Source organism: Nitratireductor alexandrii, from assembly GCF_004000215.1.
Lineage (GTDB): Bacteria > Pseudomonadota > Alphaproteobacteria > Rhizobiales > Rhizobiaceae > Mangrovimarina > Mangrovimarina alexandrii.
The window spans coordinates 74,576-90,760 of record NZ_RBVY01000004.1 but is presented as its reverse complement, the minus strand read 5'-3'; the positions used below and the strand labels follow the sequence as shown (position 1 = coordinate 90,760).

The 16,185-nt window shown below is 65.2% G+C and carries 16 protein-coding genes; 4 read left to right on the top strand and 12 right to left on the bottom strand.

Annotated elements, in window-relative coordinates; genetic code table 11:
• Window positions 1–24 precede the first annotated feature (24 nt).
• From queA to coaD, 5 genes are read right to left on the bottom strand one after another with little or no spacing between them, the layout of a single operon-like run.
• Window positions 25–1,104, bottom strand: a complete 1,080-nt coding sequence (queA, locus tag EP380_RS09920; protein WP_127598349.1) for a tRNA preQ1(34) S-adenosylmethionine ribosyltransferase-isomerase QueA — start codon at window positions 1,102–1,104, stop codon at window positions 25–27.
• Window positions 1,101–1,496, bottom strand: a complete 396-nt coding sequence (locus EP380_RS09915; RefSeq protein WP_127598347.1) for a hypothetical protein — start codon at window positions 1,494–1,496, stop codon at window positions 1,101–1,103. The genes queA and EP380_RS09915 overlap by 4 nt, the downstream gene beginning before the upstream one ends.
• Window positions 1,496–2,005 (bottom strand): peptidylprolyl isomerase, encoded by a 510-nt coding sequence (locus tag EP380_RS09910; RefSeq protein WP_127598345.1) that lies wholly within the window; start codon window positions 2,003–2,005, stop codon window positions 1,496–1,498. The genes EP380_RS09915 and EP380_RS09910 overlap by 1 nt, the downstream gene beginning before the upstream one ends.
• A 33-nt stretch (window positions 2,006–2,038) precedes the next feature.
• The gene (locus EP380_RS09905) at window positions 2,039–2,626 is read right to left on the bottom strand and encodes a peptidylprolyl isomerase (RefSeq protein WP_127598343.1); all 588 of its coding nucleotides are present in this window, start codon (window positions 2,624–2,626) and stop codon (window positions 2,039–2,041) included.
• Between the two features lie 11 nt (window positions 2,627–2,637).
• Window positions 2,638–3,138 (bottom strand): pantetheine-phosphate adenylyltransferase, encoded by a 501-nt coding sequence (gene coaD / locus EP380_RS09900; protein WP_127598340.1) that lies wholly within the window; start codon window positions 3,136–3,138, stop codon window positions 2,638–2,640.
• Window positions 3,139–3,336: 198 nt separating this feature from the next.
• On the opposite strand from coaD, the gene EP380_RS23565 reads away from it, so the two are divergent.
• A complete protein-coding gene (locus EP380_RS23565; protein ID WP_164749818.1) occupies window positions 3,337–3,477 on the top strand; it encodes a hypothetical protein in 141 nt (46 codons plus the stop codon).
• 131 nt (window positions 3,478–3,608) lie between these two features.
• Here EP380_RS23565 and gyrA read toward each other — a convergent pair whose 3' ends face one another.
• Window positions 3,609–6,419, bottom strand: a complete 2,811-nt coding sequence (gene gyrA, locus EP380_RS09895; protein WP_127598338.1) for a DNA gyrase subunit A — start codon at window positions 6,417–6,419, stop codon at window positions 3,609–3,611.
• Window positions 6,420–6,770: 351 nt separating this feature from the next.
• On the opposite strand from gyrA, the gene EP380_RS09890 reads away from it, so the two are divergent.
• Window positions 6,771–7,400 (top strand): MarC family protein, encoded by a 630-nt coding sequence (locus EP380_RS09890; protein WP_106569967.1) that lies wholly within the window; start codon window positions 6,771–6,773, stop codon window positions 7,398–7,400.
• 134 nt (window positions 7,401–7,534) lie between these two features.
• Here EP380_RS09890 and EP380_RS09885 read toward each other — a convergent pair whose 3' ends face one another.
• From EP380_RS09885 to EP380_RS09875, 3 genes are read right to left on the bottom strand one after another with little or no spacing between them, the layout of a single operon-like run.
• Window positions 7,535–7,915 carry a hypothetical protein gene (locus EP380_RS09885; protein WP_238719814.1) on the bottom strand — a complete coding sequence of 127 codons (381 nt, stop codon included), beginning with the start codon at window positions 7,913–7,915 and terminating at the stop codon, window positions 7,535–7,537.
• 48 nt (window positions 7,916–7,963) lie between these two features.
• Complete coding sequence (locus tag EP380_RS09880) at window positions 7,964–8,380, bottom strand: VOC family protein (RefSeq protein WP_106569578.1); 417 nt, start codon at window positions 8,378–8,380, stop codon at window positions 7,964–7,966.
• 10 nt (window positions 8,381–8,390) lie between these two features.
• Window positions 8,391–8,888, bottom strand: a complete 498-nt coding sequence (locus EP380_RS09875) for a single-stranded DNA-binding protein (RefSeq protein WP_127598336.1) — start codon at window positions 8,886–8,888, stop codon at window positions 8,391–8,393.
• Between the two features lie 266 nt (window positions 8,889–9,154).
• Between EP380_RS09875 and EP380_RS09870 the strand changes: the two genes are divergently transcribed.
• Window positions 9,155–9,433, top strand: coding sequence for a hypothetical protein (locus EP380_RS09870; protein WP_127598333.1), 279 nt, complete (start codon window positions 9,155–9,157; stop codon window positions 9,431–9,433).
• Between the two features lie 1,136 nt (window positions 9,434–10,569).
• On the top strand, window positions 10,570–13,494 hold the full coding sequence (gene uvrA, locus EP380_RS09865) for an excinuclease ABC subunit UvrA (protein ID WP_127598331.1): 2,925 nt from the start codon (window positions 10,570–10,572) through the stop codon (window positions 13,492–13,494).
• A 12-nt stretch (window positions 13,495–13,506) separates the two neighbouring features.
• Here uvrA and EP380_RS09860 read toward each other — a convergent pair whose 3' ends face one another.
• From EP380_RS09860 to EP380_RS09850, 3 genes are read right to left on the bottom strand one after another with little or no spacing between them, the layout of a single operon-like run.
• Window positions 13,507–13,944 (bottom strand): very short patch repair endonuclease, encoded by a 438-nt coding sequence (locus EP380_RS09860; protein WP_275068995.1) that lies wholly within the window; start codon window positions 13,942–13,944, stop codon window positions 13,507–13,509.
• Window positions 13,919–14,857 carry an Eco29kI family restriction endonuclease gene (locus EP380_RS09855; protein WP_127598329.1) on the bottom strand — a complete coding sequence of 313 codons (939 nt, stop codon included), beginning with the start codon at window positions 14,855–14,857 and terminating at the stop codon, window positions 13,919–13,921. Before EP380_RS09855 ends, EP380_RS09860 begins: the two co-directional genes overlap by 26 nt.
• Window positions 14,857–16,026: a DNA cytosine methyltransferase gene (locus tag EP380_RS09850; protein WP_127598327.1), complete on the bottom strand. Its 1,170-nt coding sequence runs from the start codon at window positions 16,024–16,026 to the stop codon at window positions 14,857–14,859. The genes EP380_RS09855 and EP380_RS09850 overlap by 1 nt, the downstream gene beginning before the upstream one ends.
• Between the last annotated feature and the right edge of the window lie 159 nt (window positions 16,027–16,185).

Sequence of the window (16,185 nt, the reverse complement as noted above, 5' to 3'; positions counted from 1 at the left end):
CTTGGAATGCGCCGCAGTAGTGGATCATTCTGCGCGCGCCCGGAACAACAGGCACGCATCGCCGTAGGAATAGAACCGATAGCCGCTCTCGATGGCGTGGCGATAGGCGTCGCGGATCGTTTCCACGCCCGAAAAGGCCGACACCAGCATGACCAGCGTCGAGCGCGGCAGGTGGAAATTGGTCATCAGCACGTCCACGGCGCGGAAGCGGTAGCCCGGGGTGATGAAGATGTCGGTCGTGCCCGCCCATTCGGCGAAACGCCCGTCGGCACCGGCCGCGCTTTCCAGAAGCCTGAGCGTGGTGGTGCCGACCGCCACGATCCGGCCGCCGCGCGCCCGCGCCTGGTTGAGCGCTGCCGCCGTCTCGGCCGAGATCGACCCCCACTCCTCGTGCATCACGTGGTCGTCGGTGTCGTCGGTCTTGACCGGCAGGAACGTGCCCGCGCCGACATGCAGCGTCACGCAGTGCCGTTCCGCGCCGGCCGCGTCGAGCGCCGACAAGAGCGCCGGGGTGAAATGCAGCCCCGCCGTCGGGGCGGCAACGGCCCCCTCCTCGCGCGCGAAAATCGTCTGGTAGTCGTGCCGGTCGCGGGCGTCGTCGGGCCGGCGCGCGGCGATATAGGGCGGCAGCGGAATGTGGCCGACCGCCTCCAGGGCCTCGTCGAGCACAGGTCCGGACAGGTCGAAGGCCAAAAGGACCTCGCCGCCCCGCCCCTTTTCGGCGACGGTGGCGTCGAGACTGCCGGTCAGGCACACCGCCCCGTCATGGCCGAACTGGATGCGCTCGCCCGCCTCGACGCGCTTGGCCGGCTTCAGGAACGCCTTCCAGCGATCGGGTCCGACCCGCCTATGCAGCGTCGCCTCGATATGCGCCTGGGCGTCGCCGCGGCGACGGATGCCCGACAGCCTGGCCGGGATCACCTTGGTGTCGTTGAAGACGACGACGTCGCCCGGCTTCAGGAAGGTCGGCAGGTCGCCGACGCCGCGGTCGTCGAGCCCGGCGCCGGGCCGCACCACCAGCATGCGGGCCGTGTCGCGCGGCTCGGCCGGCCGCAAGGCGATGCGCTCTTCGGGCAGCGCGAAATCGAACTGATCGACCTTCATCCGCGTTCGGAACAGTCGACGACGAAGACGCCCTCGTCCTTGAACGAGAACACGCCTCCGGCGGCGTAACCGTCGCCCTCCGTCAGGGAAAACACTCGCAGGCGGCCAACGATCGCGTTGACCGCCTCGTCGGTAAAGTCGACCAGCAGGCGGCTTTCGTCCTCGAACGCCTGGCCGACGGCGATCGGCGTGCCGGGCACGATTTCGGGATCGGTCGACCAGACCGTGTCGCCGATCCGGACCGTGGCCCGCAGCACCGAGATCACCGCGAGCCGGCCGACCGACAGATCGACCGCAACGCCGTCGCCCGTGCACGCGATCCCGCCGCTGGCCACGGCCGGCATGGCCGTCGCGGCGGCAAGGAGCGCGAGGGCGGCGGCGCCGGTCTTCATCACGCGTCCGCCGCGACCTTCATCGACACGATCTTGTCGGGATCCTGCACCGGCTCGCCGCGCTTGATCTTGTCGACATTGTCCATGCCCTCGATGACCTGGCCCCAGACCGTATATTGCCGGTTCAGGAACGAGGCGTCGCCGAAGCAGACGAAGAACTGCGAATTGGCCGAGTTCGGGTTCTGCGAGCGGGCCATCGAGCAGGCGCCGCGGCCATGGTTGGCGTTGGAGAACTCCGCCTTCAGGTCCGGCTTGTCGGAGCCGCCCATGCCGGCGCGCGACGGGTCGAAGGACGCGCCGCCCGACTTGCCGTAGCGCACGTCGCCGGTCTGGGCCATGAAACCGTCGATGACGCGGTGGAAGACGACGCCGTCATAGGCGCCCTCGCGCGTCAGCTCCTTGATGCGGCCGACATGGCCGGGCGCCAGGTCGGGCAAAAGCTCGATCACCACCTGCCCCTGGGTGGTCTCCATCACGATGGTGTTTTCCGGATCCTTGATCTCGGCCATAAGTCGTCCTTTCCTTGGTTATTGTCGCCGCGATCACTCGCCGTCGGCGGCTATGCGAACCTTCAGCATCCGGTCGGGCTTAGCCACCACGCCGTTCTGCGCCGGGTCGCCGCGTTTGATGGCGTCGACCTTGTCCATGCCGTCCTCGACCTCGCCGACGATCGTATAGGCGCCGTCGAGATTGGGGGCCGGCGCGAACATGATGAAAAACTGCGAATTGGCGGAGTTCGGATCGCGGGCGCGCGCCATGCCGACCGTGCCGCGCACGAAATTGGCGTCGGAGAATTCGGCCGGCAGGTCGCTGCGCGCCGAACCGCCGGTGCCGGCGCGGGCGGCGTCGAACCCGTCCTTCATGTCGCCGAACTCGACATCGCCGGTCTGGGCCATGAAACCGTCGATGACGCGGTGGAAGGCGACGTTGTCATAGGCGCCCTCGCGCACCAGCGCCTTGATCTGCTCGACATGCTTGGGCGCCATCTCGGGCTTGAGCGCGATGGTCACGTCGCCGTCCTTGAGCGTGATGATCATGGTGTTTTCCGGCTCGGCCGCCATGGCGCCGGAGGCAAGTCCGCCGACCAGCAGAGCTGCGGCCAGCGTGCGAGAAAAGATCGTTCGCAGCATAAGATGTTCCTTCAACGGGGGAATTTTTCGTCCAGGGCCGCCTTCACCACGTCCGGCACGAACGCGCTGATGTCGCCGCCCATGGAGGCAATCTGGCGCACGAGTGTGGCGGTAATGGTGCGCACCGACGGGCTGGCGGGAATGAACACGGTCTGCAGTTCCGGCGCCATGGTCTCGTTCATGCCCGCCATCTGCATTTCATAGTCGAGATCGGTGCCGTCGCGCAGGCCGCGGATCATGATCGTGGCGCCGTGGCGGCGCGCGGCGTCGACCAGCAGCCGGTCGAACGACACCACCTCGATGCGCGCGCTGTCGCCGTCGAATTCGCTGGCCGCGACCTTGTGGATCAGTTTCAGGCGCTCGTCGAAGGAAAACACCGGCTTCTTGCCCGGCTGGATGCCGATGGCGACGATGACGCGGTCGACGATCGACAAGGCGCCCTTGAGCACGTCGAGATGCCCGTTGGTCAGGGGGTCGAAGGAACCGGCGTAGATGGCGACGTGCTGGGTCATGGATGCAGGCTTTTAAGTCCGTTGGTTGGCAAAGGCAATCGGCTGGGAGGACGCCGATCAAGGCCGCCTCACCCCAACATGAACCGAATATGAACGCAACGATCAGCCGGCATTCAAACGGGCCTGTGTAAGATAGCGCACAGACGGATGAAACCAAACCCGCTTTGGTTCGTTGTTAAGGACGAAGGAGACGATACCATGCTGATCACCTTGCTTGCCGCAGCGATGACCATTGCCATGCTGATCGCCACCGCGTTCAAATTCTACGAGGAAGCTCAGCGGGCCAAGATCGAGCTGCGCACCGCCGAAAAGAACTCGTTCCAGCTCTCGCGCCGCTGACCGTCCGGCGCCGGTTTCGCGGCGGGCGAAACGCTGCGTCTGTCTTAGACACCATGATGCCGAAAGCCGCCCCTGGGGCGGCTTTCGGCTTTTTAAACGCAGGTTCTTGTCCGGCGCGCGGATTGAGCGCCTCAGGCCTCGCCGTCGGGTGTCTCGGGAGCCGGTCCATCGCTGGCCGGCGCGGCCGTCGCCGCCTCGACGTCGGGGGCCTCCGCGTCGATGTCGTCAACGGCCTCGTCCTGGGCTTCCGAAATGCGCTCGACCGACACCACGCGCTCGCCCTGGGCGGTGTTGAACACTTTCACCCCCTTGGTGGCGCGGCTGGCGATGCGGATGCCGCCGACCGGCACGCGGATCACCTGGCCGCCATTGGAGACCAGCATGATCTGGTCGTCGTCGGCCACCGGGAAGGTCGCCACCAGCCGACCGATCTCCTCGGCCTTGGAGACGTCGGTGGCGCGGATGCCCTTGCCGCCGCGGCCGGTGACGCGGAAATCGTAGGACGACGAGCGTTTGCCGTAGCCGAATTCCGTCACGGTCAGAACGAATTGCTCGTGCTGCTTCATGAACTCGTAGAACTCGTCGGAAAGCTCCTCGACCTCGCTGACCTCCTCGTTGGTCAGGCTGATCTCCTCGTCCTCGCCGGTGGCGAGCCGCCGTTCGGCGGCGGCGCGGCGCAGATAGGCCGCCCGCTGCGGGGCGTTCGCCTCGACGCTTTCCAGGATCGTCATCGAGATCGCCCGATCGTTCTCGCCCATGGCGATGCCGCGCACGCCGACCGAGTTGCGCCCGGCAAACACCCGCACGTCGGTGACGGGGAAGCGGATGCACTGGCCGCTGTCGGCGGTCAAAAGCACGTCGTCGTTTTCGGTGCAGGTGGCCACGTTCAGGATCGCGTCGTCGGCGTCGAGCTTCATGGCGATCTTGCCGTTGCGGTTGACCTGGACGAAATCCGACAGCTTGTTGCGCCTGACCGTGCCGCGGGTGGTGGCGAACATCACGTCGAGTTCGCCCCAGCGCTCCTCGTCCTCGGGCAGCGGCATAATCGCGGTGATGCGGTCGCCCTCCTCCAGCGGCAGCATGTTGCGCAGGAACTTGCCGCGCGATTGTGGCGTGCCGATCGGCAGGCGCCAGACCTTTTCCTTGTAGACGATGCCGCGCGAGGAAAAGAACAGGATCGGCGTGTGGGTGGAGGCCACGAACAGCCGGGTGACGAAATCGTCGTCCTTGGTCGCCATGCCCGAGCGGCCCTTGCCGCCGCGCGCCTGGGCCCGGTAGATCGACAGCGGCACGCGCTTGAGATAGCCCTCATGGGTGACGGTGACGACCATGTCCTCGCGCTGGATCAGGTCCTCGTCGTCCATGTCCGGACCGCCCTCGACGATCTGGGTACGCCGCGGCGTGCCGAACTCGTCGCGCACGGCGGTCAGCTCGTCCTTGACGATCTGCTGGATGCGCAGGCGCGACGACAAGATGTCGAGATAGTCCTTGATCTCGGTGCCGATCGTGTTGAGCTCGTCGCCGATCTCGTCGCGGCCGAGCGCCGTCAGCCGCTGCAGGCGCAGTTCGAGGATGGCGCGCGCCTGCTCCTCCGACAGATTGTAGGTGCCGTCCTCGTTGATGCGGTGGCGCGGATCGTCGATCAGGCGGATCAGCGCCTCCACGTCGGCGGCCGGCCAGCGCCGCTCCATCAATTGCTGGCGCGCCGTCTGCGGGTCCGGCGCGGTGCGGATCAGCTTGATGACCTCGTCGATATTGGCGACCGCGATCGCCAGGCCGACCAGCACGTGGGCGCGCTCGCGCGCCTTCTTCAAAAGATATTTGGTGCGCCGGCTGACCACCTGCTCGCGGAAGAACACGAAGGCGCGCAGGATGTCGCGCAAGGTCATCAGTTCCGGCTTGCCGCCGTTGAGCGCGACGATGTTGGCGCCGAACGAGGTCTGCAGCGGCGTATAGCGGTAGAGCTGGTTCAGCACGACGTCGGCGACCGTGTCGCGCTTCAGCTCGATCACCACCCGGTAGCCCTGGCGGTCGCTTTCGTCGCGAATGTCGGAAATGCCCTCGATGCGCTTGTCGCGCACCAGCTCGGCCATTTTCTCGATCATCGTCGCCTTGTTGACCTGATAGGGCACCTCGGTGATGACGATCGCCTCGCGGTCGTTGCGGGCCGGCTCGACATGCACCTTGCCGCGCATCTGGATCGAGCCGCGGCCGGTGTCGTAGGCGCTGTAGATGCCGGCGCGGCCGAGGATCAGGCCGCCGGTGGGAAAGTCCGGACCGGGCACGATCTCCATCAAGGCCGGCAGCTCGATGGCCGGATTGTCGATCAGGGCGATGGCGGCGTCGCAGACCTCGCCCAGATTGTGCGGCGGGATGTTGGTCGCCATGCCGACCGCGATGCCGCCCGAGCCGCTGACCAACAGGTTGGGAAACCGCGCCGGCAGCACTTTCGGTTCGCTGGCCGAGCCGTCGTAATTGTCCTGGAAATCGACCGTTTCCTTGTCGATATCCTCCAGCAGCTCGTGCGCGGCCTTGGTCAGCCGCGCCTCGGTGTAGCGCATCGCCGCCGGCGGATCGCCGTCGATCGAGCCGAAATTGCCCTGGCCGTCGATCAGCGGCAGGCGCATCGACCAGTCCTGGGCCATGCGCACCAGGGCGTCGTAGATCGAGGCGTCGCTGTGCGGGTGGTATTTACCCATCACGTCGGCGACCGGCCGCGCGGATTTCACGTATTTGCGGTTCCAGTGGTAGCCGCTCTCGTGCGAGGCGAACAGGATGCGCCGATGCACCGGCTTGAGCCCGTCGCGCACATCCGGCAGCGCGCGGCTCACGATCACGCTCATCGCGTAGTCGAGATAGGAGCGCTGCATTTCCTCGATGATGGAAACCGGCTCGATACCGTTGGGATCGTCTGGCGCGCGCGGGGTCGTCTGGTCAGTCAAAACGGATCACGTTCGATAGAGGAATCATGTCGCTCCTTATATAGGATGCCGGCACAATTCGCCAAACCGTCCGGTCGATTTTCGACCGCCGATATCGCATTGAAAACAATATCTTACCGGATAAATGATTTTCCCGGCCGAATGTTGCCCGGCAACCGGCCCGCAACGGCGCGAATCGCGCCCCCGACCGTGCGGCTGACCGTGCCCCGACCATGCCGTTGACCGCGCGGCAAGCGCCGCCGCAACCGGGCCGGCCGGCGCGGCGTCAAGGCGATCGTCCGCGCCTTTCCCAGCCCCCGCTGGCCTTGTCCGGCGCGCGGCGCTAGGTTGCCGGGCGACGAGGACGCGCCGATGCCGAGCCTGGACCAGATCTTCAACGCCTTCGTGACGCTTTTGGTCACCATCGACCCGCCCGGCCTGGCGCCGCTGTTTCTGGCGCTGACGCGCGGCATGAACCGCTCGGAGCGCCAGCAGGTCGGCCTGCGCGCCTCCATCATCGGCTTTCTGCTTCTGGCGCTGTTCGCGCTCGCCGGCGCGGCGATCCTGTCGGTGTTCGGCATCACCCTGCCCGCCTTCCGGGTCGCCGGCGGGCTGCTGCTTTTTTTCATCGCCTTCGAAATGGTGTTCGAGCGCCGCCAGGAGCGCAAGGAAAAGAGCGCCGACGTGGCGATCACCCGCGACATGATCCACAACATCGCCGCCTTTCCGCTGGCCATCCCGCTGATCGCCGGGCCCGGCGCGATCTCGGCCACGGTGCTGTTGTCGGGCTCGTTTTCGGGCCCGGTCGGCCAGGCGACGCTGGTCGCCGTCATCCTGGCGGCGATCGTGGCGACCTATCTCGTCTTTCTGCTGGCCGAGCGCGTCGACGGGTTTTTGGGCCAGACCGGGCGCTCGATCCTGACCCGGCTTTTGGGCGTGATCCTGGCCGCGCTCGCCGTCCAGTTCGTCGCCGACGGGGTCAAGGCGCTGATGGCGGCGTAAACGGCCCTCGCGAGCGCCTCGGCGCGCCGCGCCAAAGCGTTCCCAGGCAAAGTGGACGCCGGCTCGCCATGCGAAAAACGCGTCAAAAACAGCCAGGTGGAGCCGGTCTGCGCAGCCGTGAAAAGCAGAACGGCTTAGCGGTCCGGCAGGACCACCGTCATCGCGCGCCCGCCAAAACCGTGCACGCTGTCATGCGCGCGCACCGTCACCGTGCGCAGTCCGGGCGGCACCGTCACCCCGTCCCGGCTGCGGGTGAAGGGCTGTTCGTCGACATGGGGATGGGCCAGCACGCGCGTGGCCAGCACCGCGCCGTCCTCGCCGACCACCTCCCAGCGATCGGCATAATGGTCCCAGCCGGTATCGGCATGGCGCACGGTGACGTCGAAGCGATAGGTGCCGTCGGCGCGCGGCGAGATGTCGACCGCCGTCACGTCGGCCTCGCCGGCCTGGGCGGGTCCGGCCGCCGCCAGCAGGGCCACGCAACACGCGGCCAAAACATGTTCGATCGTCGGCATGGCGACGTTCTTGCGACAGCGCGCGCTCACGTACCAGTCACGAACGCGTCAGGTGTTCGCCACGGCCAGAGGATGGCCGGGCGCGAACTCGATCAGGTCCCACTGATTGCCGTAGAGGTCGGCGAACACGGCGACCGTGCCGTACTCCGCTACCGTCGGCGCGCGCACGAAATCGATCCCTTGGCCGAGAAAGCGCCGATGGTCGCGCGCGAAATCGTCGGTCTGCAGGAACAGGAAGACGCGGCCGCCGGTCTGATTGCCGATCGCCGCCGCCTGCGCCTCGTCCGCCGCGCGACCAAGCACCAGCGAGGTACCGCCGCCGGGCGGCGCGACGACCACCCAGCGCTTGTCCTGCTCGGGCTGGTGCGTATCCGCCACAAGCTCGAAACCGAGCTTGCCGCAATAAAAGGCGATGGCCTCGTCATAGTCGCGCACCACGACCATGACATGCGCGATGCGCTGCATCGGCGGCCGATCAGAACGGGATTTCGTCGTCGAGATCGCGCGAGAAACCGCCGCCCCCACCGCCGCCGCCGCCCTGGCTTTCGTTCGGGCCGGACGCGCCGAAATCGGAGCCGCGCGCGGCCGGGGCGTTGTACTGGCCGCCGCCCTCGCCCTGCCCGCGCGAATCCAGCATCTGCAGCTCGCCGCGGAATTTCTGCAGCACGATCTCGGTCGTGTAGCGGTCGTTGCCGGTCTGGTCCTGCCATTTGCGGGTCTGCAGCTGGCCCTCCAGATAGACCTTCATGCCCTTTTTCAAATATTGCTCGGCGACCTTGGCCAGATTGTCGTTGAAGATCACGACATTGTGCCATTCGGTGCGCTCGCGGCGCTCGCCGGACTGGCGGTCGCGCCAGGTCTCGGAGGTCGCAACGCGCATGTTGACGACCGGATCGCCGGAATTCAGGCGGCGGATTTCCGGATCGGCGCCCAGATTGCCGACCAAAATCACCTTGTTGACGCTTCCCGCCATCACATTATCTCCACGCTCGTCCGCCCGGGACATTTCTGATCGGCGCGCATTCTATCCGATCGCCCCGGCCGACGCGCCCCGGCGGGGCAGATTCCTTGCGCTGTCCACAAGGGTTTTGTTCTTTTTTTGTTCTATTCGGTTTCCGGTTCGATTTCAACCGCGGGCGGCGCGGATCGCAAGCCGTGCGCAAAATGTGAAGCGGCCTGCTCTTGGCAGCGGCGGCGCGCGCGCTTATGTCGGGACGAAGCGTGATCGGAGCCGAAATCATGTCGCGACCCCTGATGATCGCCGTTCTGGCGGCTTTTGTCGCCGCTGCAAGCCTGCCGGCCCTGGCCGGACCGGATGCGGGCAAGGCCGATGACGGCCTGCCCGGCGTCGACCGCACGCTCGGCACCGGCGCCACCGACGCGCCGTTGCCCGAACCCGACGAGCGGCTGCCGGTCGGCTCCACGCCGGGCTCGTTCAAGGTCGGCGACTGGGACGTGACCATCTCCGGCAGCATTTCCTACGAGATCGGCACCGGCGGCTACCGCAACGGCCGCTGAGGCACCGGCAACGGGCACCCTCGTCCGGTCGTTCGGGCCTTCTTGCGTGTCCCGGCTCCTGTCGTCGTCCGTTTCGCCCGCCCTCGACGCCGCGCGATAGCGCCGTTCACACCGGACCCGATGTCGACGCGCTTTTGCGCCCCGGCCGCGCCGGGACTTTCCGCGCGCGCCGTCCGGGTCGGCCGCCCGGTTTTCGACCGCTCGGTTCGACGATGGCGCGCTTGTCCCGATCGCACGCCACACCGCCGGCCTCGCCGCGTCTCGGCCGCATCAGCCACCAAATCCCGGCGCGGTGCGCGTGCGCTGCCGCACGGACATCGCCATCCGCACTTGCGAGAATGTTCCGATCGAGGCCGACAGCCAACGACGGAACCATGTTTGGGCCGGATTTGGGCCGGAGAATGCCTGATCCTGCCCGCGGCGCCGGAATCGGGACAAGAACGCCGGGATCGGAACAAGCGGTCGCTGCCGGCCTGCCGCTGCCGGCGCCTTCGCCCGCACGCCGCCACCCCCCATCAAGAGAACGGCCTCGCCGCTACCGTTTCGAGCGCGCGAGGCCTTTGGGTTTCCCCGATCTCCGAGGATATCAGGTGATCGTCAAGGGACATCCACTCAAGGATGGCACCCTTCGCATTGGTCAGCGATGTAAGTTGATTTGACGGCGCGCGCGATCAGCCGCTCAGCGTCCGATCGGCCTCACCGTGGCTCCGCTCTGCAAGCGGAGCCGGCAGGGACTGTCCGGCGGGGTCATGCCTCCCTCCTCTGCTGGTTGCACCGACACCGTTCCGTCCGCAGCCTCGCCTTCGCGGCGCCTCGCGAAAATCCCGCCTCCGGGGATGATTTCGAGGCCGCCCTCGGAACGGTTTCAAGTCTGCGCCCCGGCCGGTGCCGCTGTCAATATCGGCGGCGCGCGATGGGCAAAATGTGATCGCGGGCGGCCGGGGCCGCCGCGCCGGGCGCCAGCCATGTCAGGAATGCGTTCGATGTTTGTTCTTTGCCCTTGCCCTCGCCCGGCAAAGGAGTCTAACTCGGTTTGACGAAAAGCCCCTCGACATGGCGGCGCGGCGACCTAGCTTGGAGGCTGGCGCGGATTCCCGTCCGCGCCTTCCCATCGCAACACGGAACGGCATTGCGGCATGGCCGATCAGAAATTCATCTCCATTCGCGGCGCGCGCGAGCACAATCTCAAAAATGTCGACCTCGACATTCCCCGCAACAGCCTCACCGTGATGACCGGCCTGTCGGGTTCGGGCAAATCGTCGCTCGCCTTCGACACGATCTACGCCGAGGGCCAGCGTCGCTACGTGGAAAGCCTGTCGGCCTATGCGCGCCAGTTCCTGGAGATGATGCAGAAGCCCGATGTCGACCAGATCGACGGCTTGAGCCCGGCGATCTCGATCGAGCAGAAGACGACGTCGAAGAATCCGCGTTCCACGGTCGGCACGGTGACCGAGATCTACGACTATATGCGGCTGTTGTTCGCGCGCGTCGGCGTGCCCTATTCGCCGGCCACCGGCCTGCCGATCGAGAGCCAGACCGTGTCGCAGATGGTCGACCGGGTGCTGGCGCTGGAGGAAGGCACGCGGCTCTACCTCCTGGCGCCGATCGTGCGCGGGCGCAAGGGCGAGTACCGCAAGGAACTGGCCGAGCTGCAGAAAAAGGGCTTTCAGCGCGTCAAGATCGACGGCGTCTTCCACGAGATCGCCGAGGCGCCGGCGCTCGACAAGAAGTTCAAGCACGATATCGACGTCGTCGTCGACCGCGTCGTGGTGCGCGACGATTTGGCCGCGCGGCTGGCCGACAGTCTGGAGACCTGCCTGCGGCTCGCCGACGGGCTCGCCGTGGCCGAGTTCGCCGACCGGCCGCTGCCGCCGGAAACCCAGTCGGGCGAAGCCGCCAACAAGTCGAAGAACGACACCCACGAGCGGTTGTTGTTTTCGGAAAAATTCGCCTGCCCGGTGTCGGGCTTCACCATTCCCGAGATCGAGCCGCGGCTTTTCTCCTTCAACAACCCGTTCGGCGCCTGCCCGTCCTGCGACGGGCTCGGCAGCCAGCGCGCCATCGATCCCGAGTTGGTGGTGCCCGATGACGGGCTGACCCTGCGCGACGGCGCGGTCGCGCCCTGGGCGCGCTCGACCTCGCCCTATTACGCCCAGACGCTGGAGGCGCTCGGCAAGGCCTATGATTTCAAGATCGGCCAGCGCTGGCGCGACCTGCCCGAGCCGGCGCGCCGGGCGATCCTTCACGGCACCGGCGAGCGCCAGATCGTCTTTTCCTACGATGACGGGCTGCGCTCCTACCAGACGACAAAAACCTTCGAGGGCGTGATCCCCAATCTGGAACGGCGCTGGAAGGAGACCGAGTCGGCCTGGAGCCGCGAGGAGATCGAGCGTTACATGGCCTCCAGCCCCTGCCCGGCCTGTTCGGGCTACCGGCTGAAACCGGAGGCGCTGGCGGTCAAGATCGACGGGCAGCATATCGGCGCGGTCACCCAGCTTTCGATCCGCAAGGCCGGCGCCTGGTTCGAGGCGCTGCCGGCCCGGCTCACCGACAAACAGAACGAGATCGCCGGGCGCATCCTGAAGGAGATCCGCGAGCGGCTCGCCTTCCTCAACGATGTCGGGCTCGACTATCTCAGCCTGTCGCGCAATTCCGGCACGCTGTCGGGCGGCGAGAGCCAGCGTATCCGGCTCGCCTCGCAGATCGGCTCCGGTCTGACCGGCGTGCTCTACGTGCTCGACGAACCCTCGATCGGGCTGCATCAGCGCGACAATGCCCGCCTGCTCGACACGCTCAAGCATTTGCGCGACCTCGACAACACGGTGATCGTGGTCGAGCACGACGAGGACGCCATCCTGACCGCCGACCACGTGGTCGACATCGGCCCGGCCGCCGGCATCCATGGCGGGCGCGTCGTCGCAAAGGGCACGCCGGCCGACATTCTGGCCGACCCCGGCTCGCTGACCGGGCAATATTTGTCGGGCGCGCTGGCGATCCCGACGCGCGACGCGCCGCGGCCGTTGAAGAAGGGCCGCCGCATCAAGGTCGTCGGCGCGCGCGGCAACAATTTGAAGGACGTCACCGCCGAGATCCCGCTCGGCACCTTTGCCTGCGTCACCGGCGTGTCGGGCGGCGGCAAATCGACCTTTCTGATCGAGACGCTCTACAAGGCCGCCTCGCGCCGCATCATGGGCTCGCGCGAGCACCCGGCCGAGCACGAGCGCATCGAGGGGCTGGAATTCCTCGACAAGGTGATCGACATCGACCAGTCGCCGATCGGCCGCACGCCGCGCTCCAACCCGGCCACCTATACCGGCGCCTTCACCCCGATCCGCGACTGGTTCGCCGGCCTGCCCGAGGCCAAGGCGCGCGGCTACCAGCCCGGCCGCTTCTCCTTCAACGTCAAGGGCGGGCGCTGCGAGGCCTGCCAGGGCGACGGCGTCATCAAGATCGAGATGCATTTTCTGCCCGACGTCTACGTCACCTGCGACGTGTGCCACGGCAAGCGCTACAATCGCGAGACGCTCGAGGTCACGTTCAAGGAAAAATCGATCGCCGACGTGCTCGACATGACGGTCGAGGAAGGCGCGGAGTTCTTCGCCGCCGTGCCGGCGGTGCGCGACAAGCTGCAGACGCTCGCCAAGGTCGGGCTCGGCTACGTCCATATCGGCCAGCAGGCTACCACCCTGTCGGGCGGCGAGGCGCAGCGCATCAAGCTCGCCAAGGAATTGTCGCGCAAGGCGACCGGCAAGACGCTCTACATTCTCGACGAGCCGACCACCGGCCTGCATTTCCACGACGTGGCCAAACTGCTCGACGTGCTGCACGAGCTGGTCGACCAGGGCAACACCGTGGTCGTCATCGAGCACAATCTGGAGGTGATCAAGACCGCCGACTGGATCCTCGATCTCGGCCCGGAAGGCGGCGACGGCGGCGGCGAACTGGTCGCCTCGGGCACGCCGGACGACATCATCGCCGAGGAGCGCAGCTATACCGGCCGGTTTTTGAAGGAACTCCTGGAACGCCGGCCGGGAGGACGCAAGCGGGTAGCTGCGGAGTAGGGATGGGGGCGGCTAACCATGCTGTAGAAACTTGCACAACAGCTCTGCCAGCTCTTCGCGACGAGCGGGGCGGGTTTCGCATTCCCAGACGATCAGCAGCTCCCAGCCAAGGTCCCGCAGTGCGGCCTCGTTGGACCGATCTCGGACGACGTTACGCTTGAGCTTCGGCACCCAAAATTCAGGGCGGGTTTTCGGCATTCGCGACCGCCAGCAGGATGGGTCGGAATGCTGGTGCCAAAAACAGCCTCGTACCTCGATGACCTTGCGGTGACGTGGGAGGACGATGTCGGGCTTACCAGGAAGGTCTTTGCGGTGGAGACGGAAACGAAACCCTAATGAGTGGACTACGCGACGAACAATCATCTCTGGCCTGGTGTCCTTGCTTCCAACAAGCGCCATCTGGACGCTGCGAGCGGGGTCCACGTCAGATACCGGATTTTTTCGTACCATGGGGAGCGTCGTTAGGATCGTCATCGGCCAACGACGTCGAGACTATCATCGGATCCTGCGCGAAGGCTTTTAGAAATTGGTCGATGATCTCCTCTTCCGAGGCAAAGCCGGGCTTCTCGTTGAAATGTTTGCTAATGTCGTCAAGAATCTGCGCAAGCGGTCGTGAGTCGAGCCGCTTTTCTGCCATAGCCCACGAAACACCCCGGTGAAGCACATGCCATGGCGGCCGGGCGTTGTTGCGGCCGTCGGTATCACCGTGCATGCTGATGCCCCAGCAAATGCGCGTCTCTCTGTTCCACACCGGCTCGAATAGGTTAATGAGATGGCTCTCGGCGTAAGTCTGGGCGTTAGTTGCAGTTACTAAGCGCCTGCATTCAAAGTCTGCGATGCGAAGCGGATACTCGGGCGGCGTCAGGTTCTTGCCGGTCGCCCACTGCTCGACGATTCTAATTGCCTTGCGATGGTCAGCAAGGCGCCCATAAAGCGTTTGGCCCTGCTCTCTTGGGCTCGAGGCTGTTCCCGAAGACGGGTCAGCTTTTCCCACGTATATGGGCGTTTCCGTTCCAGAGATCGGTGCGTAAGCTGGGTGATCGCCCTTATAGTAGATGGCATAGACGCCAGCACCATACGACCTCGATATCAAGTCGAGAGGAACTCGGGGTTGCGCCAGCAAAGCGACTGCGACGAGTCGACCTGCGGTGTAAGGATCCGCCGGGTCAAACCAACTTGCGGGCTCCCTTACCGGATCGAGGGCAGCGGCCGCCTTGGCGATCTCATCCCGCAGGCTGTAAAGCGATTCGCGCGTCTTCTTCGCGGCTGGCCTGGAGAGCGTCTCCCCCAACTCCCCCAGAGTCGATAGGGTCGCGAGCATCTCGTCAAGCAAAATCTCGTGCTTCTTGGGCTTAGGCGCCATTACGCCGCCTTCTGGGACGATCGGCAAGCTTTTGAAAGAATGCCCTCGATATGACGCCCGAAGGCTTCCGCTAACTGCACAGGTGCGGCATTGCCGAGCTGGCGCATATTCTCAGTCCAACTGCCGATGAACTCGTAGTCGTCCGGCAGCCCTTGCAGCCGGGCCGCTTCGCGCACTGTGAAGTAACGAACGCTGCCGTCAGAGAAAGCCATCATGTTCTCCCCGCCGGGTACACCGTGTACGCCTGCTTTCAGTGCCTTGGCTGGTTCGTCTACCGGGCTGCCCGTGTGTCCCGGATAGGCCCGCGCACCAGGCTGCAGTTGATGGTTTGAAATGTCGCGGCGAGAACCCGGCTCGCCGAGGCCAGCGAGAGCATCACGAACAGTTACCCAAGGCAGCCCTACCGGCTCGCGGCCTTTGTTCCTTAGGGCGTCGACTGTCAGGCGATCCGTCACATTCGCCGGGCGGCTAGGTGGCTTCCGAATGTCGTGCCTGCGCCAGTAATCACCAGTAACATACTGATCCCAGAGCAGCCGCTCACGTGAATGCGTAGGCTTAGGGGCCTCGATTAACGGGGCGATGCTCTTGTGAATCCCCATAAAGAGAACGCGATGCCGTTTTTGTGGCGCCCCGTAATCAGCGGCGTTTACTTTTGTCACGATAACTCGGTAAGAACCTTTGTCTTCTTCACCCCGTAAGCGCTCCAAATGGCTGGCGCGATCCTCATCCTTCCTTTGCACTAAATTAGGCTCGGTCAGCGACAGTCTGATCCAGTCCAAATGGTCGGCAAATTTTGGACGAAGGAGGCCGCGGACGTTCTCGAACAGAAACCCTCGTGGCACAATCTGCCGGACTGCTCGGATAGCTTCCGGCCACATATCTCGAACATCCTCCTCGCCTCGATGCAAGCCGCCGATTGAGAAGGGTTGGCACGGAGGGCCGCCTGCGACAAAGTCAACAAGCTCTTTGAAAACGCTCCACCTCACTACTCGAACGTCATCGGAATGAACTTGCCAATGGCCCAAATAGCTGATGTTGCGGCTAATATTGTGCCGTACGTTCTCGACCGAATGCTTGTCGCGCTCGACAAGAAGCAGGTGATCGAAACCTGCCCGAGCCAAACCCAGTGCAAGTCCTCCGCAACCGCTAAACATCTCTACGCTGCGCATCGAATCTCCTCGTCAAATCTTAGAGGCAATAACTTGCCGATTCGCAATCTCAGTCCAATCGGCTCCACAGATTGATCCATTATCCGCCACGGATCAAGAACATATCATGAACGCTCTACAGCATATATGTGCTATTTGGGAGACGCCCAATGTCGCTTG

Bases quoted from the DNA above. Each gene is read 5' to 3' on its own strand.
- uvrA (WP_127598331.1), top strand. From the start codon at position 10,570: ATGGCCGATCAGAAATTCATCTCCATTCGCGGCGCGCGCGAGCACAAT.
- EP380_RS09850 (WP_127598327.1), bottom strand. From the start codon at position 16,026: ATGCGCAGCGTAGAGATGTTTAGCGGTTGCGGAGGACTTGCACTGGGT.
- EP380_RS09880 (WP_106569578.1), bottom strand. From the start codon at position 8,380: ATGCAGCGCATCGCGCATGTCATGGTCGTGGTGCGCGACTATGACGAG.
- EP380_RS09870 (WP_127598333.1), top strand. From the start codon at position 9,155: ATGTCGCGACCCCTGATGATCGCCGTTCTGGCGGCTTTTGTCGCCGCT.
- EP380_RS09905 (WP_127598343.1), bottom strand. From the start codon at position 2,626: ATGCTGCGAACGATCTTTTCTCGCACGCTGGCCGCAGCTCTGCTGGTC.
- EP380_RS09885 (WP_238719814.1), bottom strand. From the start codon at position 7,915: ATGCCGACGATCGAACATGTTTTGGCCGCGTGTTGCGTGGCCCTGCTG.
- EP380_RS09855 (WP_127598329.1), bottom strand. From the start codon at position 14,857: ATGGCGCCTAAGCCCAAGAAGCACGAGATTTTGCTTGACGAGATGCTC.
- EP380_RS09910 (WP_127598345.1), bottom strand. From the start codon at position 2,005: ATGGCCGAGATCAAGGATCCGGAAAACACCATCGTGATGGAGACCACC.
- EP380_RS09915 (WP_127598347.1), bottom strand. From the start codon at position 1,496: ATGAAGACCGGCGCCGCCGCCCTCGCGCTCCTTGCCGCCGCGACGGCC.
- EP380_RS09875 (WP_127598336.1), bottom strand. From the start codon at position 8,888: ATGGCGGGAAGCGTCAACAAGGTGATTTTGGTCGGCAATCTGGGCGCC.
- EP380_RS09860 (WP_275068995.1), bottom strand. From the start codon at position 13,944: ATGGTACGAAAAAATCCGGTATCTGACGTGGACCCCGCTCGCAGCGTC.
- EP380_RS09890 (WP_106569967.1), top strand. From the start codon at position 6,771: ATGCCGAGCCTGGACCAGATCTTCAACGCCTTCGTGACGCTTTTGGTC.
- coaD (WP_127598340.1), bottom strand. From the start codon at position 3,138: ATGACCCAGCACGTCGCCATCTACGCCGGTTCCTTCGACCCCCTGACC.
- EP380_RS23565 (WP_164749818.1), top strand. From the start codon at position 3,337: ATGCTGATCACCTTGCTTGCCGCAGCGATGACCATTGCCATGCTGATC.
- queA (WP_127598349.1), bottom strand. From the start codon at position 1,104: ATGAAGGTCGATCAGTTCGATTTCGCGCTGCCCGAAGAGCGCATCGCC.